Source organism: Streptomyces sp. NPDC048560 (assembly GCF_040650955.1).
Classification (GTDB): domain Bacteria; phylum Actinomycetota; class Actinomycetes; order Streptomycetales; family Streptomycetaceae; genus Streptomyces.
In genome coordinates this window covers 291,367-317,910 of the sequence record NZ_JBEZIJ010000005.1, presented here as the reverse complement: position 1 = coordinate 317,910, position 26,544 = coordinate 291,367, and the positions used below count along the sequence as shown (strand labels likewise).

The window sequence follows — 26,544 nt, the reverse complement described above, 5'->3', positions numbered from 1 at the left end:
TACTCCCCGGGGAGTAGTCAGGGGCCCGTGACGCCCTGGGCAGTAGTCGCGAAGTCGGTCCCCCGCGCGATGAGCCGCGGCCTTCCCACCGGAAGTCTGGACGTGAGTCAGTCACCGTCCAGAAGGGGAGGGCCCGCGACATGGGGGTCGATACGGAATTGAGTGGGGCGCGGACGCGGCCGGGGGTGCGGCGTGCGCTGCCGTGGCTGATCGTCGCGTTCTGGGTGGCCCTGATCGCGGTCGCCGGGCCGTTCGCGGGCAAGCTCGGGGACGTGCAGCGTGACCGTGCCGTCGACTACCTGCCGGCCGACGCCGACTCCACGCAGGTCGCGAAGATCCAGGACACGCTGCCCGGGGGCGAGTCCACCGATCTCGTCCTCGTCTACCACCGCGACAGCGGGCTGACCCCCGCCGACCGGGCCACGGCGGGCGAGCAGACCGCCGCCATCGCCGGTGAGCACCGGCTGAGCGCCGTGCCCAGGGGTGTGCCGTCCGAGGACGGTACGACCCTGATGTACGCGGTCTCCTCGACCGAGCCCGGACAGGACGAGGACGTCAGGGCCGAGTTCGTCGGCGAGATCCGCGAGACCGCGAAGGGCGGCGACGGGCTGAGCGTGGAGGTCGGCGGCCCCGGTGCGCTGAACGTCGACGCCCTGGAGGTCTACGGTTCGCTCGGCGGGCCGTTGCTCTACACGACCGTCGCCGTCGTCGCGATCCTGCTGATCCTGATCTACCGCAGCCCGTTCCTCTGGCTGGTGCCCCTCGTCGTCGCGGGAACGGCCGACTACCTGTCGATGGCCGTGGCCTACGGACTGAACCGGGGCTTCGACGTCACGATCAGCGGCCAGAGCTCCGGGGTGATGACCATCCTGGTCTTCGGCGCGGGAACCGACTACGCGCTCCTCATCGTCGCCCGCTACCGCGAGGAGCTGAGCCGCTTCACCCGGCCCTACGACGCCATGGCCGCCGCCCTGCGGGGCTGCGGGCCCGCGGTCGTCGCCTCGTCCGGGACCGTCGCGGCCGGGCTCCTCTGTCTCATGGCCGCCGACCTCAACAGCAGCCGCGGCATGGGCCCCATCGCCGCCGTCGGCGTGCTGTGCGCCCTGTTCGCCATGCTGACCCTGCTGCCGGCCCTCCTGGTGCTGCTGGGCCGCCGTGTCTTCTGGCCGGTCGTCCCGGCGTACGGGAGCGTGCCCAAGCAGCGCCGTTCGCTGTTCGCCGCGATGGGCGGCTCCGCCGGGCGCAGGCCCGTCGCCGTGCTCGTCTCCGGTGGTGTCCTGCTGGGCGCGCTGTCCCTCGGCGCCTTCGCCCTGCCCGGTGACCTCAAGCAGCAGGACTTCTTCACCACCACGCCGGACTCGATCTCGGCCATGGAGACCCTCGGCACCGCCTATCCCGACAGCGGGACCCAGCCGATCACCGTGATCGCGCCCACCGGCGAGGCCGACGCGGCCCTGGCGGAGGCGCGCGGGACCGAGGGCGTCGTCTCCGTCGAACGCGGGCGCAGCGGCGGCGGCTGGACCGAGCTTTCCGTCGTCTCCGGGAGCCGGCCCGAGTCGGCGGGGGAGCGCGCCACCATCGAGGCCCTGCGCGGCACCCTGGACGGCAGCCATGTCGGCGGGCCCAGTGCCCAGCAGATGGACCTGGAGGTGACCAACGCCCGCGACCTGAAGATCGTCGTGCCGCTCGTCGTCCTCTCCGTCCTGCTGGTCCTCATCGTGCTGCTGCGCAGTCTGATCGCTCCGCTGATGCTCGTCGCCGCCGTCGTCGCCGTCTGGGGAGCCTCCCTCGGTATCGCCGGGCTCGTCTTCGAACCGCTCCTCGGGTTCGATGGCACCGATCCCGGACTGCCGCTGCTCTCCTTCGTCTTCCTGGTGGCCCTCGGCGTCGACTACGGCATCTTCCTGATGCACCGCATGAGGGAGGAAGCCCTGTCCGGGGCCGGACCGACGGATGCCGCGCTCACCGCGCTGCGGACCACGGGCGCGGTGATCGCCTCGGCGGGGCTGGTGCTGGCGGCGACCTTCGGGGTGCTGCTGAGTATGCCGATGGTGGCGCTGGCCGAACTGGGCTTCGTCATCGCGGTCGGCGTGCTGCTGGACACCTTCCTGGTCCGTACGTACCTGGTGACCTCGGCGAGTGTGGCCCTGGGGCGCGCGGTGTGGTGGCCCGGTGCGCTCAGCCGGAAGCCCCCGGCCGCCGGATCGGACGCGCCCAGCGAACCGGAACTCGCCTCGACCCGCTGACGGTGTCCCTACCCATGCCGGAGGATGGCAGCGTGTCCGCTCCCCGAAGCACGCGCCGCAGCGAGCGCGTCCTGGCCGTCGTCAACCGCGACCCCATGGACGCCCCGCACAAGATGCGCACCGACGCCCTCGTTGCCGGGGGCGCCGGTGCGCTCTCCGTCGTGCTCGCCCTCCTCACGGACGACGGGCGGGTCCCCGACGCGCTGGGCTGGGTCCTGCTGGTGGCCAGCGTCGTGCCGCTGGTGTGGCGGCGCAGGAACCCGGTCCTCGTCCTGCTCGCGATGGTCCTGATCCTCATGCCGTACCACGGGTTCGACAACGCGCACTCGGGGCCGATGCCGCAGACCTTCATCGTGCTCTACACCGTCGCGGTGACCGGCAGACCGCTGCGCACCATCCTGTCCGGCGCCGTCGTGCTCGCCGCGATGGTGTCGGTGGTGAGCAGCATCGACGCCCACCAGGGGCTCGAACTCCTGCGGATCTCCGGCTGGATCATCGCCGTGCTGTTCTTCGGCGTCGACGTCCGCTTCTACCGTCAGTACGTCGCCTCGATGGTCGAGCGCGCCGAGCGGGCCGAACGCACCCGTGAGGAGGAGGCCGCGCGCCGCGTGGCCGAGGAGCGGCTGCGGATCGCCCGGGACCTGCACGACCTGCTGGCCCACAGCATCACCGTGATCGGCGTGCAGACCTCCGTGGCCTCGCACATCCTGACCGTCGACCCCGACCGGCTGGACCGGGAGGCGGTCGCCAGGTCCCTCGACGACATCGCCGAGACCTGCCGCGAGGCCCGCGCCGAACTCCGCACCACCCTCCAGGTCCTGCGCGCCGGTTCCGCGGACGGCGACGGGCCGCTGCCCGACCTGGCCGGACTGCCGGGTCTCGTACGGGCGGCCGAGACGGCCGGGGCGCGGGTCGACCTCTCCGTGACGGCCCCGCCGGGCCGGCTCGCCCCGGCGACCGGGGCCGCCGCCTACCGGATCGTGCAGGAGTCCCTGACCAACGCCGTACGGCACGCGGGGCCCGGCGTGCGGATCACGGTGGCCGTCGCACCGGAGCCCGGCGGACCGGCGCTGCGGGTCACGGTCACCGACGACGGCGCGGGCCCCCGGAAGGGCGCTGCGGGGCCCGGGTTCGGCATCGTGGGGATGCGCGAGCGGGCGCGCAGCACCGGCGGCACGCTGAGCGCCGGACCGCGCCCCGGCGGCGGGTTCGAGGTCGCGGCGGTGCTGCCGTTCCAGGAGACCGGGCCCGCCCGGGCCGACGGGGGCGGCGCGACGGCCCCGGCCGACGGTGACATGGCGGTACGGGGGACGGCACCGTGATCCGGGTTCTGCTCGCCGACGACCAGACGCTCGTCCGCGCCGCCTTCGCGATGCTCATCGATTCCGACCCCGGCATGACGGTCGTCGGCCAGGCGGCCAACGGCCTGGAGGCCGTCGAGCTGGCCCGCAGCACGCGGGCCGACCTCGTCGTCATGGACGTCCGGATGCCCGACCTCGACGGCATCGAGGCCACCCGCCGTATCGCCGCCGACGAGGACCTCGCCGGAGTGAAGGTGCTGGTCCTGACGACGTACGACACCGACGAGCACGTCGTGGAGGCGCTGCGCGCGGGCGCCTCGGGCTTTCTCGTGAAGGACACCAGACCGGCCGAACTCCTCGCCGCCATCACGACGGTGGCCGCCGGCGAGGCCCTCCTCTCGCCCGGCCCCACGGCCCGGCTGATCGCCCGGGTGCTGAGCGTCCCCAGCGTGCCCGCCCGGGGAGCCGTGGCCGGACCGGACTGCCTCACGGACCGGGAACGCCAGGTGCTCGAACTCGTCGCCCGGGGCCTGAACAACACCGAGATCGCGGAGATCCTGCGCGTCAGTCCGCTCACGGCGAAGACGCATGTGAGCCGGATCATGGGCAAACTGGGCGCCCGGGACCGTGCCCAGCTGGTGATCGTGGCGTACGAGTCAGGGCTCGTGGTCCCGGCCGCCGGACCCCGGGGCGGCGGAGAACGATGACCGCGACCGGCACGGCCCCCGGGTGGGCGACAATGGGCGCATGAGCTTGTTCCGGGACGACGGCGTCGTGCTGCGTACGCAGAAACTGGGCGAGGCCGACCGGATCATCACGATCCTGACCCGCGGCCACGGCCGGGTGCGTGCCGTCGCGCGGGGCGTCCGGCGCACCAAATCCAAATTCGGCGCCAGGCTCGAACCCTTCTCGCACGTGGACGTGCAGTTCTTCGCCCGCGGCAGTGAGCTGGTCGGCCGCGGCCTTCCCCTGTGCACCCAGAGCGAGACGATCGCTCCGTACGGTGGCGGCATCGTCTCCGACTACGCCCGCTACACCGCGGGCACCGCGATGCTGGAGACCGCCGAACGGTTCACCGACCACGAGGGCGAACCGGCCGTCCAGCAGTACCTGCTGCTCGTCGGCGGGCTGCGCACCCTCTCTCGCGCGGAGCACGCCCCCCACCTCATCCTCGACGCGTTCCTGCTGCGCTCCCTCGCCGTGAACGGCTACGCCCCCAGCTTCGACGACTGCGCGAAGTGCGGAATGCCCGGTCCGAACCGGTTCTTCTCCGTCGCGGCGGGCGGCGTCGTATGCGGCGACTGCCGGGTGCCCGGGAGCGTCGTACCCTCAGCTGAGGCCGTCACCCTGCTGAGCGCGCTGCTCACCGGCGACTGGGAGACGGCGGACGCGTGCGAGGCGCGTCATGTCAGGGAGGGGAGCGGGCTGGTGTCCGCCTATCTGCACTGGCATCTGGAGCGGGGACTGCGCTCGCTGCGGTACGTAGAGAAGTGACACAGGGAGACGAAGAAGCTCATGGCAGTACGCGGGATTCTCGGCGGCCGTAACCGGCGCACCTTCAAGACCCCCGAGCCGCACCCCTCCGGCGCCACGCCCCCGAAGATCCCCGGGGAGCTGGTGCCCAAGCACGTGGCCGTCGTGATGGACGGCAACGGCCGCTGGGCCAAGGAGCGGGGACTCCCGCGCACCGAGGGCCACAAGGTCGGCGAGGGCGTCGTCATGGACGTCCTCAAGGGCTGCATCGAGATGGGCGTGAAGAACCTCTCGCTGTACGCCTTCTCCACGGAGAACTGGAAGCGCTCGCCGGACGAGGTGAAGTTCCTGATGAACTTCAACCGGGACGTCATCCGCCGCCGCCGCGACGAGATGGACGAGCTGGGCATCCGCATCCGCTGGGTGGGCCGGATGCCGAAGCTGTGGAAGTCCGTCGTGCAGGAGCTCCAGGTCGCGCAGGAGCAGACGAAGGACAACGACAGGATGACGCTGTACTTCTGCGTCAACTACGGCGGCCGGGCCGAGATCGCCGACGCCGCCCAGCGCATCGCGCAGGACGTCGCGGCCGGGAAGCTCGACCCGTCGAAGGTCAATGAGAAGACGTTCGCGAAGTACATCTACTACCCGGACATGCCGGACGTCGACCTCTTCGTACGCCCCAGCGGCGAGCAGCGCACGTCGAACTACCTGATCTGGCAGAGCGCGTACGCGGAGATGGTCTTCCAGGACGTCCTGTGGCCCGACTTCGACCGCCGGGACCTGTGGCGGGCCTGCCTGGAGTACGCCCAGCGCGACCGCCGCTTCGGCGGCGCGGTGGAGGCGGGCACCGCTGAGGGCCCGGCCGTCTGACGCCGTCGCCGTGCTCCCGCCCCATGACGGACGTGGGGCGGGGACGTGGTGCGGTGAACGGGGGCGGGGCGGGTCAGCTCTTGGCGGCGGCGGACGCGCAGTCCGCGCAGGTCCCGAAGATCTCCACGGTGTGGGCCACGTTCACATAGCCGTGCTGTGCGGCGATCGTCTCCGCCCACTGCTCCACGGCGGGACCCTCCACCTCTACGGCCTTGCCGCACATCCGGCACACCAGGTGGTGGTGGTGGTCGCCGGTCGAGCACCGGCGGTAGACCGCCTCGCCCTCCGTGGTGCGCAGGACGTCGACCTCGCCCGCGTCGGCGAGGGACTGCAGGGTGCGGTAGACCGTGGTCAGGCCGACCGAGTCACCCCGGTGCTTGAGTACGTCGTGCAGCTCCTGGGCGCTGCGGAACTCGTCCACCTCGTCGAGCGCCGCTGCCACCGCCGCCCGCTGCCGGGTCGACCGGCCGCGTACCGGCGCTGCGTTCGTGCCACTGATCGGCGCCGTCACAGCTGCCTCCTCGTGTCGCCCGTCATGTGTCGGGCCATTGTGCCAGCCCGCCCCGGGTCCACGGTCACACCCGCACGTCGTCCGACTCCCTGGGGCCGGGCGGGACGGGGCTCCTGCCTTCCAGGGTGCACACCCGGTCCGCCTCGGCCGCCCGGGCCCGCCGCCGTGCCAGCGGCGCGGCGAGCGCGGTGAGGGCGACGAACACGGCGATGGCCAGCAGCACGATCGTCGCGCCGGGCGGAACGTCCCGGTAGTACGAGGTCACCGTGCCGGCCAGCGTGACCGCCGTACCGATGACCACGGACAGGACGAAGGTCACCTTGAAGGACTTGGAGATCTGCTGCGCGGCGGCCACCGGCACCACCATGAGCGCGCTGACCAGCAGGAGCCCGACGACGCGCATCGCGACGGTGACCGTGACGGCAGCCGTCACGGCGACCAGGAGGTTCAGTACGCGCACCGGCAGCCCGGTGACGCGGGCGAACTCCTCGTCCTGGCTGACCGCGAACAACTGGCGCCGCAGCCCGAGCGTCACCAGCACCACGAAGGCGGCCAGCACGCAGATCGCGGTGACGTCCTCCTCGGAGACCGTGGAGAGCGAGCCGAAGAGGTAGGAGGTCAGATTGGCGTTGGATCCGGTGTCGGAGATGTTGATCAGCAGGACACCGCCCGCCATACCGCCGTAGAAGAGCATGGCCAGCGCGATGTCGCCGCGCGTGTGCCCGTACCAGCGGATGAGTTCCATGACGACCGCGCCCGCGACGGCGACGGCGGTGGCCATCCACACGGGGTTCGTGGAGAGCAGGAAGCCGAGGCCGACACCGGTCATGGCGATGTGCCCGATGCCGTCGCCCATCAGGGCCTGGCGGCGCTGCACCAGGAAGATGCCGATGGCCGGGGCGGTGATGCCGACGAGCACGGCGGCGAGCAGTGCGCGCTGCATGAAGGCGGGTTCGAGGAATTCCATCGTGATCAGCTCAGCAGTCCGGTCCGGACGGGCTCGGAAGCCGCGTGGGGGTGTACGTGGTCGTGGCCGGGCAGAGCGTGCTGGCCCAGCGCCTCGGGGGGCGGGCCGTCATGCATCACGCAGCCGTCGCGCAGCACGATCGCGCGGTCGATCAGCGGTTCCAGCGGGCCGAGCTCGTGCAGGACGAGCAGGACGGATGCACCGACCGCGACCTGTTCGCGCAGGGTGCGGGCCAGGATCTCCTGGCTGGCCAGGTCGACGCCCGCCATCGGCTCGTCCATGATCAGCAGTTCGGGTTCGGCGGCGAGCGCGCGGGCGATCAGCACCCGCTGGTGCTGCCCGCCGGAGAGGGCGCTCACCGAGTCCCTGGCCCTGTCCGTGAGGCCGACGAGCTCGATGGCCCGGTTGACGGCCTCACGGTCCGCCTTGCGGGGCAGCCCCAGCTTCGTACGCGACAGCCGCCCGGAGGCGACGACCTCGCGGACCGTGGCGGGGACCCCGCCGGCCGCCGTGGTGCGCTGCGGTACGTAACCGACGCGGGCCCACTGGCGGAAGCGGCGCAGTTCGGTGCCGAAGAGCTCGACGGTGCCCCCCGTCAGCGGGACCTGCCCGATGACGGAGCGCACGGCCGTGGACTTGCCCGAACCGTTGGCGCCGAGGAGGGCCACGACCTCACCGCGGTGCACGGTGACGTCGACCCCGCGCAGCACGGGCCGGCCGCCGAGCGCGGCCGTGGCGCCGCGCAGGCGGATCACGGGGTCGGGGGTGGTGCTCTCGGGCTGCGGCATGAACGCCTCCGATGCTGCTGAGGACGGAACGGGTGTTACGTCGGTCACTTCGAGCCGAGTGCCTTCTGGAGCGCGGCGAGGTTGGACTCCATGACCTCGATGTAGTCAGCGCCCCTGGACTGCTCCGTGATTCCCTCCAGCGGGTCCAGGACGTCGGTCTTCAGGCCGGTGTCCTCGGCGACCGTCTTCGCGGTCCTGTCGCTGGCGAGCGTCTCGAAGAATACGGTGGTGGCCTCGTTCTCCTTCGCGACGGTGTGGATCTCCTTGATCCGGGCCGGGCTGGGCTCGGCCTCGGGGTCGAGGCCGGCGATGCCCTCCTGGGTCAGGCCGTAGCGCTCGGCGAGGTATCCGAAGGCGGAGTGCGTGGTGATGAACGTCCTGGTCGCGGTGTCCTTCAGGCCCGTCTCGAAGGCCGTGTCCAGCGCGTCCAGCTTCTCGACCAGGGCGCCGGTGTTCTTGGCGTAGTCCGCCGCGTTGTCCGGGTCGGCCTTCTCCAGGGACTTGCCGACACCCTTGGCGACCTCGGCGTACTTCGCGGGGTCCAGCCAGATGTGCGGGTCGGCGCCGGCTTCCTCGCCCTCGTGCCCGTGCTCCTCCTCGTGGCCGTGCTCGTCGCCACCGACCTCGCTGCCGTGGTTCTCCAGCGTGGTGAGCGTCGCGGCGTCGACCGTGTTCTTCACTCCGGCCTGGGTGACGGCGTCGTCGACGGCGGGCTGGATGCCCTTGAGGTAGAGGATGTAGTCCGCGTCGCCGAGACCGCCGATCTGCCGCGGGGTGAGCTCCAGGTCGTGCGGCTCGACACCCGGCTCGGTGAGGCTCTCGACCGAGACGTGGTCCCCGCCGATCTCCTCGGCCAGGAACTGCATCGGGTAGAAGGACGTGACCACGTTCAGCTTGTCGCCGTTCTCGCGGTCGGCGGCGTCGGACGTGGAGCAGGCGGAGAGGCCGGTGAGGCCGAGGACGACTGCTCCGGCGACGGCGGCGGTGGGTATCAGGCGACGTACGTTCATGACAGTCATTTTCAACAATTATGGAAACGATTGTCAACAAGACCGCTGAGATGCTCGTTACACCGGTCCGGGACCGCTCGGCCCCCCACCGATTTGATCCTGGGGGTGCGGCCGCCGGTAATCTGAGTCATTAGCCCGCCCGTCTCATGACACCACCCCCCACCGAGGCGCTTCGCGCCGCTCCTGTCCAGTTTCGCCGTCGCAATGAAGAGAGCACCGTGGCCGCCGACAAGATCGACACCATCGTCAGCCTGAGCAAGCGCCGTGGCTTCGTCTACCCCTGCAGTGAGATCTACGGCGGCTCCAAGGCCGCCTGGGACTACGGGCCGCTGGGTGTCGAACTCAAGGAGAACATCAAGCGTCAGTGGTGGCGCTCCATGGTCACCGCGCGCGAGGACATCGTCGGTCTCGACTCGTCGGTGATCCTGGCCTCCGAGGTCTGGGAGGCGTCCGGTCACCTGGCGACCTTCTCGGACCCGCTGACCGAGTGCACCTCCTGCCACAAGCGCTACCGCGCGGACCACCTGGAGGAGGGCTACGAGGCCAAGCACGGCCGCCCGCCCGCCAACGGTCTCGCCGACATCAACTGCCCGAACTGCGGCAACAAGGGCCAGTTCACCGAGCCCAAGCAGTTCTCCGGCATGTTGCAGACGCACCTCGGCCCGACCCAGGACGCCGGCTCGGCCGCGTACCTGCGCCCCGAGACCGCCCAGGGCATCTTCACCAACTTCGCCCAGGTGCTGCAGACTTCGCGCAAGAAGCCGCCGTTCGGCATCGCGCAGATCGGCAAGTCCTTCCGGAACGAGATCACTCCGGGCAACTTCATCTTCCGCACCCGCGAGTTCGAGCAGATGGAGATGGAGTTCTTCGTCAAGCCGGGCGAGGACGAGGAGTGGCAGCAGTACTGGATGGACCAGCGCTGGGCCTGGTACACGGGTCTCGGCCTGCGCGAGGAGAACATGCGCTGGTTCGACCACCCCAAGGACAAGCTGTCGCACTACTCGAAGCGCACCGCCGACATCGAGTACCGCTTCAACTTCGGTGGCAACGAGTTCTCCGAGCTCGAAGGCGTCGCCAACCGCACCGACTTCGACCTCAAGGCGCACTCCAAGGCCTCGGGCCAGGACCTCATGTACTTCGACCAGGAGGCCGGCGAGCGCTGGACTCCGTACGTCATCGAGCCGGCGGCCGGCGTCAACCGCGCCATGCTCGCCTTCATGCTCGACGCGTACATCGAGGACGAGGCCCCGAACGCCAAGGGCGTCATGGAGAAGCGCACCGTGATGCGCCTCGACCCGCGCCTGGCGCCGGTCAAGGTCGCGGTGCTGCCGCTGTCCCGCAACCCGCAGCTGTCGCCGAAGGCCAAGGGCCTCGCGGCCGACCTGCGCCAGAACTGGAACATCGAGTTCGACGACGCGGGTGCCATCGGCCGCCGCTACCGCCGTCAGGACGAGATCGGCACGCCGTTCTGCGTCACCGTCGACTTCGACACCCTCGACGACGACGCGGTGACCGTGCGCGAGCGCGACACCATGAAGCAGGAGCGCGTCTCCCTGGACCAGATCCAGGCGTACCTGGGTGCGCGGCTGCTCGGCTGCTGACCCTTCGTACGGTATTTCGTACGGCATTGCGCATGTATGAGCAGGCGAAGCCCCTGGTTCCTCTTACGGGACCGGGGGCTTCGTTGCACACTGGGCGCACCCGTCCACAGGAGGCCACGATGCCGTCCATGACCACCAGCAAGGTCAGCAGATGGGACGGCCACGGCCGTGAACACATAGTCCGGGTCAGCAAGTCGGGGATGCAGCGGCAGCTGAGCTGCGAAACCTGCGGCTGGCGCAAGGGCGCGCAGTTCCTGCCGTGGCTCAAGGCCCAGGAACACCTCGCCGAGGCCCACCAGGCGACCGTGGATCCGACCGCCTGAAAACCGGGTGCCGGGGTCTTCGGAGCCGGGGTACCGTTTCCGGCATGTATTCGTTCTTCCAGATCTACGAGTGAGAGCGCGGCGGGACCCACCACCCGCCGCCCATCGGATCGATCACCGATCACTTCAGACCTCACTTCTCACCACGAATGGGAGAACCCCGTGGCAAAGAGCCGTAACAACCTCCTCGGTGTGGGCGGACAGCGCAAGAAGCTGTCCCGCGCCGAGCAGCAGGGCGCGGGCCCCTCGCGCAACGCCGACCGTCAGACCGCCGAGGAGAAGAAGCAGGAGCTGGTGCGCAAGATGCGTGAGCGCGCACAGTCCTCCGCCGCCTCGGACGACTCCGCGGACCAGGACGCGCCGGCCGGCAGCTGACGCCTCCGCCTCACCCGTACGGCCGTGGGCCCGGATCGCACCGTGATCCGGGCCCACACCCGTGTGCGCGGCCCGGCCTCCCGCCCCCGACCGCCCGGAGGCACTCCCGCGGTACGCGACAATGGGGGAATGACCACGCTCGCCCCCGCGCCCCCGCTGCTCCGGATCGGCCCGCACACCGTGCAGCCGCCCGTGGTGCTCGCCCCCATGGCAGGCATCACCAACGCCCCCTTCCGCACCCTGTGCCGGGAGTTCTCCGGGGGCAAGGGGCTGTTCGTCAGCGAGATGATCACGACGCGGGCGCTGGTCGAGCGCAACGAGAAGACCATGCAGCTCGTCCACTTCGACGCGAGCGAGACCCCGCGCTCCATCCAGCTGTACGGAGTGGACCCGGTCACCGTCGGCAAGGCGGTCCGCATGATCGTCGACGAGAACCTCGCCGACCACATCGACCTCAACTTCGGCTGCCCGGTCCCCAAGGTCACCCGCAAGGGCGGCGGCTCAGCGCTCCCGTACAAGCGGCCCCTGCTGCGCGCGATCCTCAACCAGGCGGTCTCCAACGCCGGTGACATCCCGGTCACCATCAAGATGCGCAAGGGCATCGACGACGACCACATCACGTTCCTGGACGCGGGCCGGATCGCCGTCGAGGAGGGCGTGACGGCCGTCGCCCTGCACGGCAGGACCGCGGCCCAGCACTACGGCGGCACGGCCGACTGGGACGCCATCGCCCGCCTCAAGGAGCACGTCCCGGAGATCCCCGTCCTCGGCAACGGCGACATCTGGTGCGCGGACGACGCCCTGCGGATGATGCGTGAGACCGGCTGTGACGGCGTGGTGGTGGGCCGGGGCTGCCTGGGCCGCCCCTGGCTCTTCGGCGACCTCGTGAGCGCCTTCGAGGGCACCGGGACGCGACGCGCGCCCGGCCTCCGGGAGGTCGCAGGCGTGATGGTGCGGCACGCGACGCTGCTGGGGGAGTGGATCGGCGACGAGACCCGTGGCGTGATCGACTTCCGTAAGCACGTGGCCTGGTACCTCAAGGGCTTCGCGGTGGGCTCGGAGATGCGCAAGAAGCTCGCCGTCACCTCGTCGCTGGAGGAGCTCGCCGGCCAGCTGCACGAGCTGGACCTGGACCAGCCGTGGCCGGACGGTGCGGACGGGCCGCGCGGGCGCACCTCGGGCAACAACCGGGTGGTGCTGCCGGACGGCTGGCTGAAGGACCCCTACGACTGCGCCGGAGTGAGCGCGGACGCGGAGCTCGACACCTCGGGCGGCTGACGTCACCGGCCCATCGAACGGGTCCCGCGGGAGTGCCTCGGTGCTCGCGCGGGACCCGTTCCGCATTCCGGTGGAAGGGGCACCGAGTGCCCCAGATCTTGATTGCTCATAAGAGCGGCCGAATCGGAGAGTTACGCAGCGCCGCGCGTCGATCCGGCGGGCTTTCGTCGCCGACCTCACGCTCTGCTCCGCCCAGCTCGCCGCTGGGTGACCAGGTGGTGCCCATATGGCGTCCGGATGATGACATCTGAGCGCGCTCGGGGGCGTGATTCTCGCCACCCCTGAGGGGTGGGTTGCTCAGATGAGCGATAGCGCGGACGCTGTACTTCTCAAATGATGGCACTGGGTGCCAGGGGGCTTAACCTTGATCACTTGATGCAGTTGTTACGTGGTGTGCTCAAACCGGGGAATCTTGTTGCGTACTGTCACTTTGAGTGCAAGAGATGAAGCAATGCCCCGGGCCTCGTCCGAGTGCCCTTCCACTTTCGATCTGCTGGCGGACGGGTGGTTGAGGCCGCATGACGGGCAAGTGGACGTACCCAGACACCTTCGATCTGGGTATGTTCCTCGCCGTCAGGGCAGCCACCGCGTCCTCGAGGAGTCGAGACCCGTGTCGGAAAACAAAGATCCCCAGAAGTTCGTCTACGACTTCACCGAGGGCAACAAGGATCTGAAAGATCTCCTGGGTGGCAAGGGTGCCAACCTCGCCGAGATGACCAATCTCGGGCTCCCCGTTCCTCCCGGTTTCACCATCACGACCGAGGCGTGCAAGGTCTACCTCGACAGTGGCGAGGCGCCGGCCGCTCTGCGCGAGGAGGTCAGCGCCCACCTCGACGCCCTTGAGCAGAAGATGGGCAAGAAGCTCGGGCAGGCCGACGACCCGTTGCTGGTCTCCGTCCGCTCCGGTGCCAAGTTCTCGATGCCCGGGATGATGGACACGGTCCTCAACATCGGCCTCTCCGACGAGTCCGTCGTCGGGCTCGCCGGCCAGGCCGGTGAGGAGCGCTTCGCGTGGGACTCCTACCGCCGCCTCATCCAGATGTTCGGGAAGACCGTCCTCGGCGTCGACGGCGACCTGTTCGAGGAGGCCCTGGAGGCCGCCAAGCACGCCAAGAAGGTCACCGTCGACACCGACCTCGCCGCCGACGATCTGAAGAAGCTGGTCAAGCACTTCAAGAAGATCGTCAAGCAGGAGGCCGGCCGCGACTTCCCGCAGGACGCGCGTGAGCAGATGGACCTCGCCATAAACGCGGTCTTCGACTCGTGGAACACCGACCGCGCCAAGCTCTACCGCCGCCAGGAGCGCATCCCGGGCGACCTCGGCACGGCCGTCAACGTCTGCTCGATGGTCTTCGGCAACCTCGGCGCCGGCTCCGGTACGGGCGTGGCCTTCACCCGTGACCCGGCCAGCGGTCACCAGGGCGTCTACGGCGACTACCTGGAGAACGCGCAGGGCGAGGACGTCGTCGCCGGTATCCGCAACACCGTTGCGCTCGCCGATCTCGAGTCGATCGACAAGAAGTCGTACGACCAGCTGATGAAGATCATGGAGACGCTGGAGACCCACTACAAGGATCTCTGCGACATCGAGTTCACCATCGAGCGCGGTCAGCTCTGGATGCTCCAGACCCGGGTCGGCAAGCGCACCGCGGGTGCCGCCTTCCGTATCGCCACCCAGCTGGTCGACCAGGGCCTGATCGACGAGGCAGAGGCGCTCCAGCGCGTCAACGGGGCCCAGCTCGCGCAGCTGATGTTCCCCCGCTTCGACGACGCGGCGAAGACCGAGCTGCTGGGCCGAGGCATCGCCGCGTCCCCGGGTGCGGCGGTCGGCAAGGCCGTCTTCGACTCGTACACGGCGGTCAAGTGGTCCCGGTCCGGCGAGAAGGTCATCCTCATCCGCCGCGAGACCAACCCCGACGACCTCGACGGCATGATCGCCGCCGAGGGCATCCTGACCTCGCGCGGTGGCAAGACCTCGCACGCGGCCGTCGTGGCCCGCGGCATGGGCAAGACCTGTGTCTGTGGAGCCGAGGACCTGGAGGTCGACACCAAGCGCCGCCGGATGACGGTGGGCGGCCGGGTGATCGAGGAGGGCGACACCGTCTCGATCGACGGTTCCACCGGCAAGGTCTACCTCGGTGAGGTCCCCGTCGTGCCGTCGCCGGTCGTCGAGTACTTCGAGGGCCGGATGCACGCGGGCGCCGACGACGCCGACGAGCTCGTCGCCGCCGTGCACCGGATCATGGCGTACGCGGACCGAGTACGCCGGCTGCGCGTACGGGCCAACGCGGACAACGCCGAGGACGCCCTGCGGGCACGCCGTTTCGGGGCCCAGGGCATCGGCCTGTGCCGCACCGAGCACATGTTCCTCGGTGAGCGCCGCGAGATGGTCGAGAAGCTGATCCTCGCGGACACCGACGACGAGCGCGAGACCGCCCTCGCGCAGCTGCTGCCGCTCCAGAAGGCCGACTTCATCGAGCTGTTCGAGTCGATGGACGGCCTGCCCGTCACCGTGCGGCTGCTCGACCCGCCGCTGCACGAGTTCCTGCCCGACATCACCGAGCTGTCGGTCCGGGTCGCGCTCGCCGAGTCCCGTAAGGACGCCAACGAGAACGACCTGCGCCTCCTGCAGGCCGTGCACAAGCTGCACGAGCAGAACCCGATGCTGGGTCTGCGCGGCGTACGCCTCGGCCTGGTCATCCCGGGGCTGTTCAAGATGCAGGTCCGCGCCATCGCCGAAGCGGCGGCGCAGCGCAAGAACGCCAAGGGCGACCCGCGTCCCGAGATCATGATTCCGCTCGTCGGAACGGTCCAGGAGCTGGAGATCGTCCGCGACGAGGCCGACCAGGTCATCGCCGAGGTCGAGGCCGCCACCGGCGTGGATCTGAAGCTGACCATCGGCACGATGATCGAGCTGCCGCGTGCCGCGCTGACCGCGGGCCAGATCGCCGAGGCCGCGCAGTTCTTCTCCTTCGGCACGAACGACCTCACCCAGACCGTGTGGGGCTTCTCCCGTGACGACGTGGAGGCATCCTTCTTTACCGCGTACCTGGAGAAGGGCATCTTCGGGGTGTCGCCGTTCGAGACGATCGACCGGGACGGTGTCGGCGCGCTCGTGCGCAGCGCCGTCGAGGCCGGCCGGGCGACCCGTCCCGACCTCAAGCTCGGGGTCTGCGGCGAGCACGGCGGCGACCCGGAGTCGGTGCACTTCTTCCACGAGGTGGGCCTGGACTACGTGTCCTGCTCGCCGTTCCGCATCCCGGTGGCCCGCCTGGAGGCGGGCCGGGCGGCGGCCGAGTCCAAGGGGAGCGACAGCCGCTGACCCGGCGGTGACCGGCTGACTCCTGGGCTGCCGTCGGACCGTACCGACCCTCACCGCGAACCGGCGGCGGCCCCGGAGCTACGAAGAAGCGGCGGCACCCTGTGCGGGGGTGCCGCCGCTTCGCTGTGCCCGCGCCCGTGCCGCTGCGTGCTCCTGGTAAAGCGGTGTGCGCAAGCGGTGGATTCCGTTGAAAGCCGGATGGTTGAGCGCGGTTCTTTTCTCGTTCCTTGCGCGAATTCAGGTTCGCTGCGGGACCGGGGTGCGGTCCATGGATCCCCACCCATGGACCGCACCCGGCTTACCCCCGCCGGACACGGAGCCGTAACCGGAGCCGACCGCCGCCGAACGGGCAAAGCCCCCCACGGCCTTCACTCGTTCTTTCGGCGGCTCCGGTTTCGTGCCCGACGTCGTACAGCTTTTCGGGTGAAGCGGATGCAAGCGAGACGTTTCAACTGTGGCCGAAACCCCGTGGTGACGTCGTGTGACGGTATGCATACCCTTCGATCGGGGCGATTGCGGTTGCAACAAGGTGGGGGATCGGTGCTGCGTATCCATGTGTCCGGAATGGACCTCTCCAAGGTGCGGATGGCCACACGGCCGGACGCATTATGGGAAACCATTCTCAGTTTTCACCGACTGAGGGACCGGCGTGCTTCCTCGGTGTTCGGTAAATGGCGTACAGAATCCCGGACCCGGTTGAATGGTGAAACACGTCTGCTGGCGGCGGTGGTTCCGCCCCGGGGCTATTTCCCGGACTTTCTGACGCCTTCCGCGCAAGGCGCGGAGCCCTTCTCGCTGGACGCCGGGATGGAAGCCCTGCGCGACACACCGGCAGGCCGGCTGCACAGCGAGCTGACCCTCCTCGGGGCCGGGCGGGGGATACCCGGCGGCCGCTCCCCGCAGGCGCTGCTCGACGCGCTCTCCGAGGGACGCGCCGAACCCCTCGGCCGGCTCATCGCGGCGTTGCGCGGCTACCACCGCGCCGCCGTCGAACCGTACTGGCCGCACATCCAGGCGAGCGTGGAGGCCGACCGGGCCGTACGCGGCAGGGCCCTGCTCGACGGAGGCGCCGACGAGCTCCTTGCGGGCCTGCCGCCGATGATCCGCTGGCGGGCACCCGTGCTGGAGGCGGACTACCCCGTGGACCGCGACCTGCACCTCGACGGGCGAGGGCTGCTGCTCCAGCCCTCCTTCTTCTGCCGCGGCACCCCGGTCGTCTACCGCGACCCACGGCTGGTGCCCGTCCTCGTCTACCCGGCCACCCACCCGGGCGCCCCGGTCTTCGCCGAACCGGGCCCCTGGCTCGGCCGGCTCCTGGGGCACACCCGTTCGTCCGTCCTCGGGGCCATCGGCAACGGCTGCACGACCAGCGAACTCGCCCGCAGGGCCGGGGTGTCCCTCGCCTCGGCGAGCCAGCACGCCTGTGTGCTGCGCGAGGCGGGACTGGTCCGCACCTTGCGCAACGGCAGCTCGGTGCTGCACACGCTCACCCCGCTGGGCGGGTCACTGCTCAGGGGCGGCGCCCCGCTGGCCGTGTCCTGACGGCCCGGGCGGTCAGGGGGACTCCTCCAGGAGCGCCTTGAGCACGGCCAGCCGCTCCTTCCAGAACGCCTTGTACGCGGCCACGGCTGCGGCGTCCGCCAGCTTCTCGTGGCCGACGCCCAGCCGGGTACGGCCGTCGGGCAGGGCGGTGAGCCACACGGAGAGGCGCCCCGCTTCCCCGGAAGCGTCGCGGAAGCCGGCGCTCAGCGATCGGGCGGGCTGCCGGGAGCGCTCGGTGAGCACGACGCCCGGGAGCCAGCGTTCACGCACCCCGGGGTCGGTGAAGGCGTCCAGGACGCGATCGGGCGGCGCGCCGACGGTCCGGCTGCCCGAGGTGTTCCAGTCGCCGGTCGAGGACTGGCCGACCTCGCGCATACCGCGCTCCTGCTCGTACCCCACGGAGACGCTCTGGGCGTACCAGCCGTCGACCCCGTGCTCCTCCCGCAGGTGCGTGGCGATCTCGGTGTGCGTACGCCGCGTGGCGCCCCAGGCGTCAAGCTCGGCGAACCAGCCGTCCCAGTCCCGGCCCGTCGCTCCGCGCAGGGCGTCCGCCGACACCTTCTCGGTGATGCGCCTGCCCGTGGCCCCGCCGTCCCTCGTTCCGCTCATAGGTCCGACGGTAGGGCCTCCGCGGAAAACTTCCCGCCGGCGGAGCGATGAGTTCCGTGGAGCCCGTTCGTCTAACCAACGAAGGCGCCCGGAGAGAACGCCGGGCAGAACACCCGGACGAAGGAAAGAGTGGACGTCATGCCTCAGATGATCTTCGTGAACCTGCCGGTCAAGGACCTGGAGACGACCAAGAACTTCTTCGCGAAGCTCGGCTACGGGATCAACCCGCAGTTCAGCGACGAGACGGCCGCGTGCGTGGTCGTCAGCGACGCGATCTTCGTGATGCTGCTCACCGAGCCGAAGTTCAGCGAGTTCACCAAGAAGCGGATCGCCGACTCCGAGAAGTCCACCGAGGTCATCCTCTGTCTGAGCGCGGACAGCCGGGAGAAGGTCGACGAGCTCGCCGACGCCGCGCTCGCCGCCGGTGGCTTCCCGGCCAACGACCCCATGGACTACGGCACCATGTACGGCCGCTCCTTCCAGGACCCCGACCACCACGTCTGGGAGGTCATGTGGATGGACCCGGCGGCGGTGGAAGGCCAGGGCTGACCCGCCACGGCCGCCGGACGGAACAACTAGCCGCGGAACGGCCCCGTCACCTCGTAGGTGATGCCGCCGGACGAACTCCCGCTCGTGCCGCGCTGCGAGGAGAAGTAGAGACGGCTGCCGTCGGGGGAGAACGCCGGGCCGGTGATCTCCGAGCCGGACTGACCGCTGATCCGCAGGAACGGGGCGATCGTGCCGGCGGGCGTGATCAGGCAGATCTCCATGTTCCCGCCGTCCTCCGCGACGTAGAGGTCACCGGAGCCCGAGCGGGTGACGTTGTCGACGCCCGTCAGCGGGGCCGTCCCGCTGGTGACGAGGGAGTCGTCGTAGGCGAGGGAGAGGGACGAGGTGTTGGCGTCGTACGCCCACACCCGGTTGTCGCCCTTGGTGGTGAACCAGCAGGTGCCCGCCGCGTAGAAGCATCCCTCGCCGCCGTTGAAGACCTTGGCGCCGGAGACCTGGTAGCGGGTCAGGGTGGGCGAGCCGTCCGGATCGGGGACCGTTGCCCAGGTCACCGGGCCCGAGGTGCCGGTTCCCGCCACCAGCACCTGGAGGGTGCCGCTCGACAGGTTGCCCCAGGTGGTGGGGCGGAACCGGTAGAAGCGGCCGTCCGTCTCGTCCTCGGTGAGGTACACGTAGCCGTGGTCGGGGTCGGCCGCCGCCGCCTCGTGCTTGAAGCGGCCCATCGCGGGACGCTGCACCGCCGCGTCGACCCCCCACGGGTCGGTCTCGTACACGAAGCCGCGGCTGACCTCCTCGCAGGACAGCCAGGTGTCCCACGGCGTACGGCCGCCCGCGCAGTTGTTGTTGGTGCCGGACAGGATGCGGGAGGCGGAGGTGACGGTGCCCGCGGAGTTGAAGCGCACGGCACTCGCGCCGCCGCCGCTGCCCGAGGAGACCTCGGCGTTGGAGACGTAGATCCAGCCGGTGCCGTCGGCGAAGGTGGCGCCGCCGTCGGGTGCGCTGTGCCAGGTGTACGAGGTTCCGGCGACGGTCTGGCCCGAGCGGGCGATGATCCTGCTGGTGAAACCGCTGGGCAGCAGGATGCCGTTGGCGTTGGCCGGCTGGAGCGCCCCGTAGGGGCCGGGGGCCGGCTGGGCCGGGGCCGCGAAGGCGGCGCCCCGCCACAGGGTGCCGCCGAAGGCCGCCGCCGAGGTTCCGACCACCGCTGTGCGCAGAAATGTCCGACGTTCCACGATCACTCCACAGGTGACGTGAGGGCCCGCCGCCCGGTCGGGCGGCGGGTCGCGCGTCAGGACAGTAGAGCGGCGCAGTTGACGGAGCGGCAACGACGGGTGAACGCTCCGCGCACGCGGTCAGTCCGCCCGGACCACGAACACCGGGACCGAGACCTCGTCGTCGTCCAGGCAGCTGCCCGTCGCCAGATCGAAGCGCTGCTTCAGCAGGGGCGAGGCGACGAACGGCCGGCCCCCCGCGGAGCCCACCAGACCCCGCGAGAGCACGTACGCGCCGGTGAAGGGGTCGCGGTTGTCGATCGCGTACGCCTTGCCCGACCGGTCCACGAAGAGCGCGACCTGGCGGCCGTCCGGGAGCAGGGCCGCGACCCCCCGCCCCGGCGTCAGCAGTGAGCGGTCGCAGACCGTGAACCAGTCGTCCCCGTGGGCGAGCTGGATCACCTCGGTGTCCTGTGCCGTCTCGGTCGTTGCCGTCTGTACTGACATCAGGAGGCGGTCCCTTCAAGTGTGCGGATGGCGAGCACCGGTCCCGCGAGGATGTCCAGGTCGGGCTTGACCTGGTCCCGCTCCGGGACGAACTTCACCGAGGGGTCGGGTGCGTCGGGGGCGTTGACGAAGGTGACGAAGCGGCGCAGCCGCTCGGGGTCGTTGATGGTCTCCGCCCACTCGTCGCGGTAGCCGGCGACGTGGTCGCTCATCAGGCGTTCCAGTTCGGCGCAGATTCCCAGCGAGTCGTGGACGACCACGTCGCGTACGTGGTCGAGACCGCCCTCGATCCGGTCCAGCCAGGTCGAGGTGCGTTCCAGCCGCTCGGCCGTACGGATGTAGAACATCAGGAACCGGTCGATGAGACGCACCAGTTCGGCGTCGGACAGGTCCTGGGCCAGCAGGTCCGCGTGGCGCGGTTCGGCGCCTCCGTTGCCGCCGACGTACAGGTTCCAGCCGTTGGCGGTGGCGATGATGCCGAAGTCCTTGCCGCGCGCCTCGGCGCACTCGCGGGCACATCCGGAGACCGCCGACTTGAGCTTGTGCGGGGAGCGAAGGCCCCGGTAGCGCAGCTCCAGATCGATGGCCATCTTCACCGAGTCCTGCACGCCGTAGCGGCACCAGGTCTGCCCCACGCAGGACTTGACCGTCCGCAGCGACTTCCCGTACGCGTGCCCCGACTCGAAGCCGGCGTCCACGAGCCGGGTCCAGATCAGCGGCAGCTGGTCGACGCGGGCGCCGAACATGTCGATGCGCTGGCCGCCGGTGATCTTCGTGTAGAGCCCGAAGTCCCGGGCCACCTCGCCGATCACGATCAGTTTCTCGGGGGTGATCTCGCCGCCCGGGATGCGCGGGACGATCGAGTACGAGCCGTTGCGCTGGAGGTTGGCCAGGAAGTGGTCGTTGGTGTCCTGGAGGGCCGCCTGCTCGCCGTCCAGCACGTAGCCGCTCGCTCCGAGCGTGGGCGCCAGCGAGGCGATGATCGAACCGACCGTCGGCTTGCAGACCTCGCAGCCGTCCCCGCCACGCGCCGCCGGGCGGCCGTGTGAGTCGAGCAGCGCCGCGTACGAGGTGGTCCCCAGGGTCCTGACGATCTCGTACAGCTCACTGCGGGTGTACGAGAAGCAGCCGCACAGGCCCTTGTCGGCGCTCTGCGGCAGCAGCTGGCCGATGACCTTGACGCAACTCCCGCAGCCCGTACCGGCCTTGGTGCACTTCTTCACCTCGGGCAGGGTGGTGTGCTCGCAGATCGCGCCCTTGGTCACGTTGTGGCAGGAGCAGATCACGGCGTCGTCCGGCAGCGAGGACGGGCCGAGGGTGACCGGGCCGCCCGCGCCCGCCGGCAGCACCAGCTGCTCGGGCGCCACGGGCAGGACCGTGCCGGTCATCGGCCGCAGCGTGCCGTACTGGTCGGCGTCCCCGACGAGCACCCCGCCGAGCAGGGTGCCGTCCTGGCCTATGACCAGCTTCTTGTAGACGCCCGAGCGGGAGTCCGAGTAGACGACGTCGAGGCAGCCCTCGGCCGCGCCGTGCGCGTCACCGAACGAGGCCACGTCCACCCCGAGCAGCTTCAGCTTGGTCGACAGGTCGGCGCCGGTGAAGGAGGCCGTCTCGCCGGCGATCACCCCGGCCACCGTCTGCGCCATCTCGTAACCCGGCGCCACCAGCCCGTACACCCGGCCGTCCGAGGCCAGGGCGCACTCGCCGATCGCGAACACGTCACTGTCGGACGTACGGCACTCCTCGTCGACGATGATGCCGCCGCGCTGGCCGACCGCCAGACCGCAGTCACGGGCCAGCTGGTCCCGGGGCCGTACGCCGGCCGAGAAGACCACGAGGTCCGTTGCGAGGGAGGAGCCGTCGGAGAGGGACATGCCGTTCACCGCGCCGTTGTCGTCCGCGGTGACCTCCTGCGTACCGACACCCGTGTGAACGCTGAGACCCATGTTCTCGATGGTGCGCAGCAGCGCGGCGCCGCCGCCCGCGTCGACCTGGACCGGCATCAGCCGGGGCGCGAACTCCACCACGTGCGTCTCGAGTCCGAGGCCCTTGAGCGCTCCGGCCGCCTCCAGGCCGAGCAGCCCTCCGCCGACCACCGCGCCCGTCGTCGCCGTCTTCGCGTACTCCTCGATGGCGAGCAGGTCCTCGATGGTGCGGTAGACGAAGCACCCCTCGGCGTCCTTGCCGGGGACCGGCGGCACGAAGGGGTAGGAGCCGGTCGCCAGGACCAGCGTGTCGTACGTGAACGTCAGCCCGGAGCGGGAGACCACCCGGCGCGCCTCGCGGTCGACGCTTTCGGCCGGGTCGCCGAGGTGCAGCTCGATGCCGTGCCGCGCCATGAAGTCCGGCTCGACGAGGGACAGGTCGTCCGGGGTCTTCCCGGAGAAGTACGAGGTCAGCTGGACCCGGTCGTAGGCAGGACGGGGCTCCTCGCAGAGCACGACGACCCGGGCGGTGCCCGCCGTCGCGGTGAGACCGCGGTCGGCGAGTGCCTCCAGGAACCGCTGGCCGACCATGCCGTGCCCGACGACCACGATCGTCGGCACTCCTGCGGCGGGAGCGTTCGGGGAAGTGGGCACCGGCATCTCAGAGACCTCCGTCGTTGGTGAGCAGGTGGAGCAGGGACATGTCGGCGGGCAGCGGTTCGTCGTTCTGCCAGGTGCGGGCGAGGGTCCCGACCGCGCCCAGGTCGCCGAACAGCACCCCGCCGGCCAGCCGGTCGCCGCGGACGACGACCGAGCGGTACGCGCCCTTGGTGGCGTCGGCCAGCCGGATCACGTCGTCGCCGGGCAGCGGCCGGGAATCCCCGAACGCGGCCAGGTCGAGCGCCCCGGTCGCCGGGGCGGTGGCGGCAGTGCCGGCGGCGAGCGCACCGGCGAGCGCCGGGGCTGGTGCGGCGGACGCGGCGGGGGAGCGCAGGGTCAGCCGGGTCAGGGCGCGGGTGCCGGTGTAGCGGGCGGGCCGGCCGGCCAGTACCTCGGCCAGTACGTCCGCCTGCTCCAGTGCGGCGCCCGCCAGGCCGTAGACGGTCGAGTCGTGCTCGGCGCAGTCGCCGACCGCGTGGATGTACGGGTCGGACGTGCGCAGTTCGTCGTCCACCACGATGCCCTTGCGGACGTCGAGACCGGCGGCGAGCGCCAGGCCCGTACGGGGGCGGACCCCGCAGGCCAGCACCGTGATCTCGGCCTCCAGCTCGTAGCCGTCGGCGAGCTCCACGGCGCGTACCGCGGAGTCGGCGCAGCGCAGGCCGCGGACGCGGCACTCGGTGTGCACCTCGACCCCGAGGGCTTCGAGGTGGCGCCGCAGCAGCCCGGCCGACTCGGCGTCCAGCTGCCGTTCCATGAGGTGCTCGCCCTGCTGGGCCAGCACCACCTGGGCGCCGCACTCGGCGAGCGCACGGGCGGCGGAGACCCCGAGGAGGCCGCCGCCGATGACGACGGCGCGCGTTCCGGGACGTACCGCCGCGCGCAGGGCCAGGCAGTCGTCGAGGGTGCGGAACGGATGCACCCCGTCGGGCAGTGTGTTCCCGAGCCCTCGCAGCGGCGGCAGCACCGGGTTGGAACCGGTGGCCAGCACCAGGCGCCCGTACCTGACGACGCTGCCGTCGTCGCAGTGCACCAGCCGGTCGGCCGGATCGATACGCACCACCCGGACCCCGCGCCGCACATCGGCGGGCGGCAGGGCGATCACGTCCGGTGCGTACCGTCCGGCCAGCACCTCGGCCAGCAGCACCCGGTTGTACGGGGCGTGCTCCTCCTCGCCGATGACGGTGACACCGGGGACCCGGGCGGCGAGCCGTGCGCCCGCCATTCCGGCGCCGATCACCACCACACGTGCCGCGTTCTCCGTCTGTGTCCTCATGGAGACGAGAGTGCGCGGCGGGTGTTACCCGACCGCATCCCCGCTGTTTCCCGGGAGGAACCTTGCGCTCAGCGCGGTGCCGGGAGGTGTGTGAGGGGTCCGACGGGCTGGCCGCCCGGGTGTGTGAGGGCGCGTGCCGGACGGCCCGGCCGGGAGCTTAGGGTCGGGATCATGCCCGAGATATCGCTGACCACCCTCGTTCTCCTCTGCCTGGCCGCCGCGGCGGCCGGCTGGATCGACGCGGTGGTGGGCGGGGGAGGGCTGCTGCTCCTGCCCGCGTTGCTGCTGGGTCTGCCCCAGGTGTCCGCCGCGCACATCCTCGGCACCAACAAGGCGGTGGCGATCGTCGGCACCTCGGGAGCCGCGGTCACGTATCTGCGCAAGGCCCCGGTGCGGGTGGGCACGGCCGTACGGATCGGGCTCATGGCGCTGACCGGCTCGATGGCCGGTGCGTTCTTCGCCGCCGGGATCAGCAGCGAGGTCCTGCGTCCGGTGATCATGGTGGTGCTGCTCGGAGTCGCGGCCTTCGTGCTGCTGCGGCCGTCGTTCGGCACGGCGGTCGCGGGGGACGGTACGGGCCGCGAGGTCTCCCGGGCGCGTACCGTCACGGCGATCGTCCTGGTCGGCGGCGGCATCGGCTTCTACGACGGGCTGTTCGGGCCGGGCACCGGCACCTTCCTGGTGCTCGCGCTGACCGCCGTACTCCACCTCGACCTGGTGACCGCTTCCGCCAACGCCAAGATCGTCAACGTGTGTACGAACGCCGGGGCGCTGGCGATGTTCGCCTACCAGGGCACGGTGCTGTGGCAGCTGGCCGCCCTGATGGCCGTATTCAATCTGGCGGGCGCCATGTTCGGTGCGCGGATGGCGCTCAGGAAGGGCAGCGGGTTCGTGCGCGGCGTACTGCTGGTCGTGGTGTTCTCGCTGGTCGCCAAGCTCGGCTTCGACCAGTGGACGGCGTGACCCGGTCGCTCAGCGCACCTCGGTGAGGTGCGCGTACGCCACGACGTTGCCCTGGTAGCCGGTCTTCTCCGAGAATCCGCCGCCGCAGGTGATCAGCCGCAGCGAGGCGTGCGGCGACTCGCCGTAGACCCGCTGGTCGGGGAAGTCCTCGTTGTCGTACACCTCGATCGCGTCGATCGAGAAGACGGCCGTGCGCCCGTCCTTGCGGTCGATCTCGACCGCGGTGCCCCGCTTCAGCGCCCCCAGGGCGTAGAAGACGGACGGCCCCTGGGCGTTGTCGACGTGGCCGGCGACGATCGCGGTGCCCTTGGCGCCGGGCGGGGTGCCGTTCTTGAACCACCCCGCGACGTTGCGGTTCCCGTCCGGCGGCACGTCGAGGCTGCCGTCCTTCCCCAGCCCCAGTCGCATCATCGGCGCGTCCACGTCGATGCCGGGGATGCGGATGCGGACCGGTTCGGACGGGCGCATCGGGTCGGCGACGGGGGAGCCCGGCTGGAGCTGGGGACCGGCGGCGAAGGACTCGGCGGCGGTCGGCTGGGGCGGCACGATCAGGGTGTCGGACCCGTTCTGGATCAGCCAGAGGCCGCACAGTACGGCGATGCCGACCAGCCAGCCCTTGGCCTTCTGTGCCGTCTGGGACATCAGCTGCCGTGCGTGCCGTTCGCCCGGCGGCGCATCAGCAGCGCCCCGCCGACGGCCGCCGCGGCGAGCACGCCGGCGCCCGCGGCGATCTGCGCGGTGTCCGGCCCCACGCTGCCGCCGACGCCGGTCCTGACGTGCCCTGCGGGCCGGTCGTGCTCGGGCTTGTAGGGGTCGGGCGTGTGGGAGCCGCCGCCGGCGGTCACTTCGAGGTCACCGCCGGCCTCCTTGCCGTTGTCGCACACGACGCCGATGCCGTACGTTCCGGGCTTGGTGTCGTGCGGCACGGTGAACCGGCCGACCACGACCTCCTTGTGGGTCCCGGCGCTCACCTCGAAGTCACCGGCGTCCAGGGAGTTCGCGTCGCCGATGCCCGAGCCGTTGGGTCCGCACGCGGTGGTGCTCACGGTGACCGTGGCGCCGGGAGTGGCGGTCGCCGGGGTGATCTCCAGCTTGCCGAGGTCCCCCGCGTACGCGGAAGGGGTGGCGAGAGTGAGGCCGAGCGCGGCGACGGTGAGCGCCGAGGCGGCGGTACCGGTCACGAGGCGGGCAGGACTGAGCATGGGGAATTCCTCCGGGCAGACGGCACGAACATGGGTGTCCTGTCTCCGAGGTAACGGTCGCCCCGCCACTCACG

At 70.7% G+C, this 26,544-nt stretch carries 24 protein-coding genes; 13 read left to right on the top strand and 11 right to left on the bottom strand.

Annotation, left to right across the window (positions count from 1 at the left end):
* Nucleotides 1-140: 140 nt before the first annotated feature.
* From AB0C82_RS16465 to AB0C82_RS16445, 5 genes are read left to right on the top strand one after another with little or no spacing between them, the layout of a single operon-like run.
* Nucleotides 141-2,246: an MMPL family transporter gene (locus AB0C82_RS16465; RefSeq protein WP_362841715.1), complete on the top strand. Its 2,106-nt coding sequence runs from the start codon at nt 141-143 to the stop codon at nt 2,244-2,246.
* Nucleotides 2,247-2,260: 14 nt separating this feature from the next.
* Nucleotides 2,261-3,568, top strand: a complete 1,308-nt coding sequence (locus AB0C82_RS16460) for a sensor histidine kinase (protein ID WP_362841712.1) — start codon at nt 2,261-2,263, stop codon at nt 3,566-3,568.
* Nucleotides 3,565-4,254 (top strand): response regulator transcription factor, encoded by a 690-nt coding sequence (locus AB0C82_RS16455; protein WP_362841710.1) that lies wholly within the window; start codon nt 3,565-3,567, stop codon nt 4,252-4,254. Before AB0C82_RS16460 ends, AB0C82_RS16455 begins: the two co-directional genes overlap by 4 nt.
* 40 nt (nt 4,255-4,294) lie before the next feature.
* Nucleotides 4,295-5,041, top strand: a complete 747-nt coding sequence (gene recO / locus AB0C82_RS16450) for a DNA repair protein RecO (protein WP_362841707.1) — start codon at nt 4,295-4,297, stop codon at nt 5,039-5,041.
* A gap of 21 nt (nt 5,042-5,062) precedes the next feature.
* The gene (locus AB0C82_RS16445; RefSeq protein WP_362841705.1) at nt 5,063-5,890 is read left to right on the top strand and encodes an isoprenyl transferase; all 828 of its coding nucleotides are present in this window, start codon (nt 5,063-5,065) and stop codon (nt 5,888-5,890) included.
* A 73-nt stretch (nt 5,891-5,963) separates the two neighbouring features.
* Here the strand turns inward: AB0C82_RS16445 and AB0C82_RS16440 are convergent, their stop codons facing one another.
* From AB0C82_RS16440 to AB0C82_RS16425, 4 genes are all read right to left on the bottom strand, one after another.
* Nucleotides 5,964-6,401: a Fur family transcriptional regulator gene (locus tag AB0C82_RS16440; protein WP_362841702.1), complete on the bottom strand. Its 438-nt coding sequence runs from the start codon at nt 6,399-6,401 to the stop codon at nt 5,964-5,966.
* Between the two features lie 64 nt (nt 6,402-6,465).
* Nucleotides 6,466-7,368: a metal ABC transporter permease gene (locus AB0C82_RS16435; protein ID WP_362841700.1), complete on the bottom strand. Its 903-nt coding sequence runs from the start codon at nt 7,366-7,368 to the stop codon at nt 6,466-6,468.
* A gap of 5 nt (nt 7,369-7,373) precedes the next feature.
* A complete protein-coding gene (locus tag AB0C82_RS16430; RefSeq protein ID WP_362841698.1) occupies nt 7,374-8,156 on the bottom strand; it encodes a metal ABC transporter ATP-binding protein in 783 nt (260 codons plus the stop codon).
* 44 nt (nt 8,157-8,200) lie between these two features.
* Entirely contained in the window at nt 8,201-9,166 is a 966-nt protein-coding gene (locus tag AB0C82_RS16425; protein ID WP_362841696.1) for a metal ABC transporter substrate-binding protein, read from the bottom strand.
* Between the two features lie 218 nt (nt 9,167-9,384).
* Here AB0C82_RS16425 and AB0C82_RS16420 point away from each other — a divergent pair, with 218 nt between their 5' ends.
* From AB0C82_RS16420 to AB0C82_RS16395, 6 genes are all read left to right on the top strand, one after another.
* Nucleotides 9,385-10,767 (top strand): glycine--tRNA ligase, encoded by a 1,383-nt coding sequence (locus tag AB0C82_RS16420; RefSeq protein ID WP_362841693.1) that lies wholly within the window; start codon nt 9,385-9,387, stop codon nt 10,765-10,767.
* Nucleotides 10,768-10,886: 119 nt separating this feature from the next.
* A complete protein-coding gene (locus AB0C82_RS16415; protein ID WP_362841691.1) occupies nt 10,887-11,090 on the top strand; it encodes a hypothetical protein in 204 nt (67 codons plus the stop codon).
* 162 nt (nt 11,091-11,252) lie between these two features.
* Nucleotides 11,253-11,465 (top strand): DUF6243 family protein, encoded by a 213-nt coding sequence (locus tag AB0C82_RS16410; RefSeq protein ID WP_362841689.1) that lies wholly within the window; start codon nt 11,253-11,255, stop codon nt 11,463-11,465.
* Nucleotides 11,466-11,594: 129 nt separating this feature from the next.
* On the top strand, nt 11,595-12,743 hold the full coding sequence (gene dusB / locus AB0C82_RS16405; RefSeq protein ID WP_362841687.1) for a tRNA dihydrouridine synthase DusB: 1,149 nt from the start codon (nt 11,595-11,597) through the stop codon (nt 12,741-12,743).
* A 610-nt stretch (nt 12,744-13,353) separates the two neighbouring features.
* A complete protein-coding gene (gene ppdK / locus AB0C82_RS16400; RefSeq protein WP_362841684.1) occupies nt 13,354-16,065 on the top strand; it encodes a pyruvate, phosphate dikinase in 2,712 nt (903 codons plus the stop codon).
* 540 nt (nt 16,066-16,605) lie between these two features.
* Nucleotides 16,606-17,607 (top strand): helix-turn-helix domain-containing protein, encoded by a 1,002-nt coding sequence (locus AB0C82_RS16395; protein WP_362841681.1) that lies wholly within the window; start codon nt 16,606-16,608, stop codon nt 17,605-17,607.
* 12 nt (nt 17,608-17,619) lie between these two features.
* On the opposite strand, the gene AB0C82_RS16390 is transcribed toward AB0C82_RS16395, so the two are convergent.
* Complete coding sequence (locus AB0C82_RS16390) at nt 17,620-18,216, bottom strand: hypothetical protein (protein ID WP_362841678.1); 597 nt, start codon at nt 18,214-18,216, stop codon at nt 17,620-17,622.
* Nucleotides 18,217-18,354: 138 nt separating this feature from the next.
* Between AB0C82_RS16390 and AB0C82_RS16385 the strand changes: the two genes are divergently transcribed.
* On the top strand, nt 18,355-18,765 hold the full coding sequence (locus tag AB0C82_RS16385; protein WP_362841675.1) for a VOC family protein: 411 nt from the start codon (nt 18,355-18,357) through the stop codon (nt 18,763-18,765).
* 26 nt (nt 18,766-18,791) lie between these two features.
* Here AB0C82_RS16385 and AB0C82_RS16380 read toward each other — a convergent pair whose 3' ends face one another.
* From AB0C82_RS16380 to AB0C82_RS16365, 4 genes are all read right to left on the bottom strand, one after another.
* Nucleotides 18,792-19,958 carry an alkaline phosphatase PhoX gene (locus AB0C82_RS16380; RefSeq protein WP_362841672.1) on the bottom strand — a complete coding sequence of 389 codons (1,167 nt, stop codon included), beginning with the start codon at nt 19,956-19,958 and terminating at the stop codon, nt 18,792-18,794.
* A 120-nt stretch (nt 19,959-20,078) separates the two neighbouring features.
* Nucleotides 20,079-20,444, bottom strand: a complete 366-nt coding sequence (nirD, locus tag AB0C82_RS16375; protein ID WP_362841670.1) for a nitrite reductase small subunit NirD — start codon at nt 20,442-20,444, stop codon at nt 20,079-20,081.
* The gene (gene nirB, locus AB0C82_RS16370) at nt 20,444-23,029 is read right to left on the bottom strand and encodes a nitrite reductase large subunit NirB (RefSeq protein ID WP_362841668.1); all 2,586 of its coding nucleotides are present in this window, start codon (nt 23,027-23,029) and stop codon (nt 20,444-20,446) included. Before nirB ends, nirD begins: the two co-directional genes overlap by 1 nt.
* 1 nt (nt 23,030) lies before the next feature.
* Nucleotides 23,031-24,305 (bottom strand): FAD-dependent oxidoreductase, encoded by a 1,275-nt coding sequence (locus tag AB0C82_RS16365; RefSeq protein WP_362841665.1) that lies wholly within the window; start codon nt 24,303-24,305, stop codon nt 23,031-23,033.
* Between the two features lie 171 nt (nt 24,306-24,476).
* Here AB0C82_RS16365 and AB0C82_RS16360 point away from each other — a divergent pair, with 171 nt between their 5' ends.
* Complete coding sequence (locus AB0C82_RS16360; protein ID WP_362841662.1) at nt 24,477-25,268, top strand: TSUP family transporter; 792 nt, start codon at nt 24,477-24,479, stop codon at nt 25,266-25,268.
* A 9-nt stretch (nt 25,269-25,277) separates the two neighbouring features.
* Here AB0C82_RS16360 and AB0C82_RS16355 read toward each other — a convergent pair whose 3' ends face one another.
* Both AB0C82_RS16355 and AB0C82_RS16350 read right to left on the bottom strand, forming a co-directional pair.
* Nucleotides 25,278-25,910, bottom strand: coding sequence for a class F sortase (locus AB0C82_RS16355; RefSeq protein ID WP_362841660.1), 633 nt, complete (start codon nt 25,908-25,910; stop codon nt 25,278-25,280).
* On the bottom strand, nt 25,910-26,470 hold the full coding sequence (locus AB0C82_RS16350; protein WP_362841657.1) for a hypothetical protein: 561 nt from the start codon (nt 26,468-26,470) through the stop codon (nt 25,910-25,912). Before AB0C82_RS16350 ends, AB0C82_RS16355 begins: the two co-directional genes overlap by 1 nt.
* Nucleotides 26,471-26,544 lie beyond the last annotated feature (74 nt).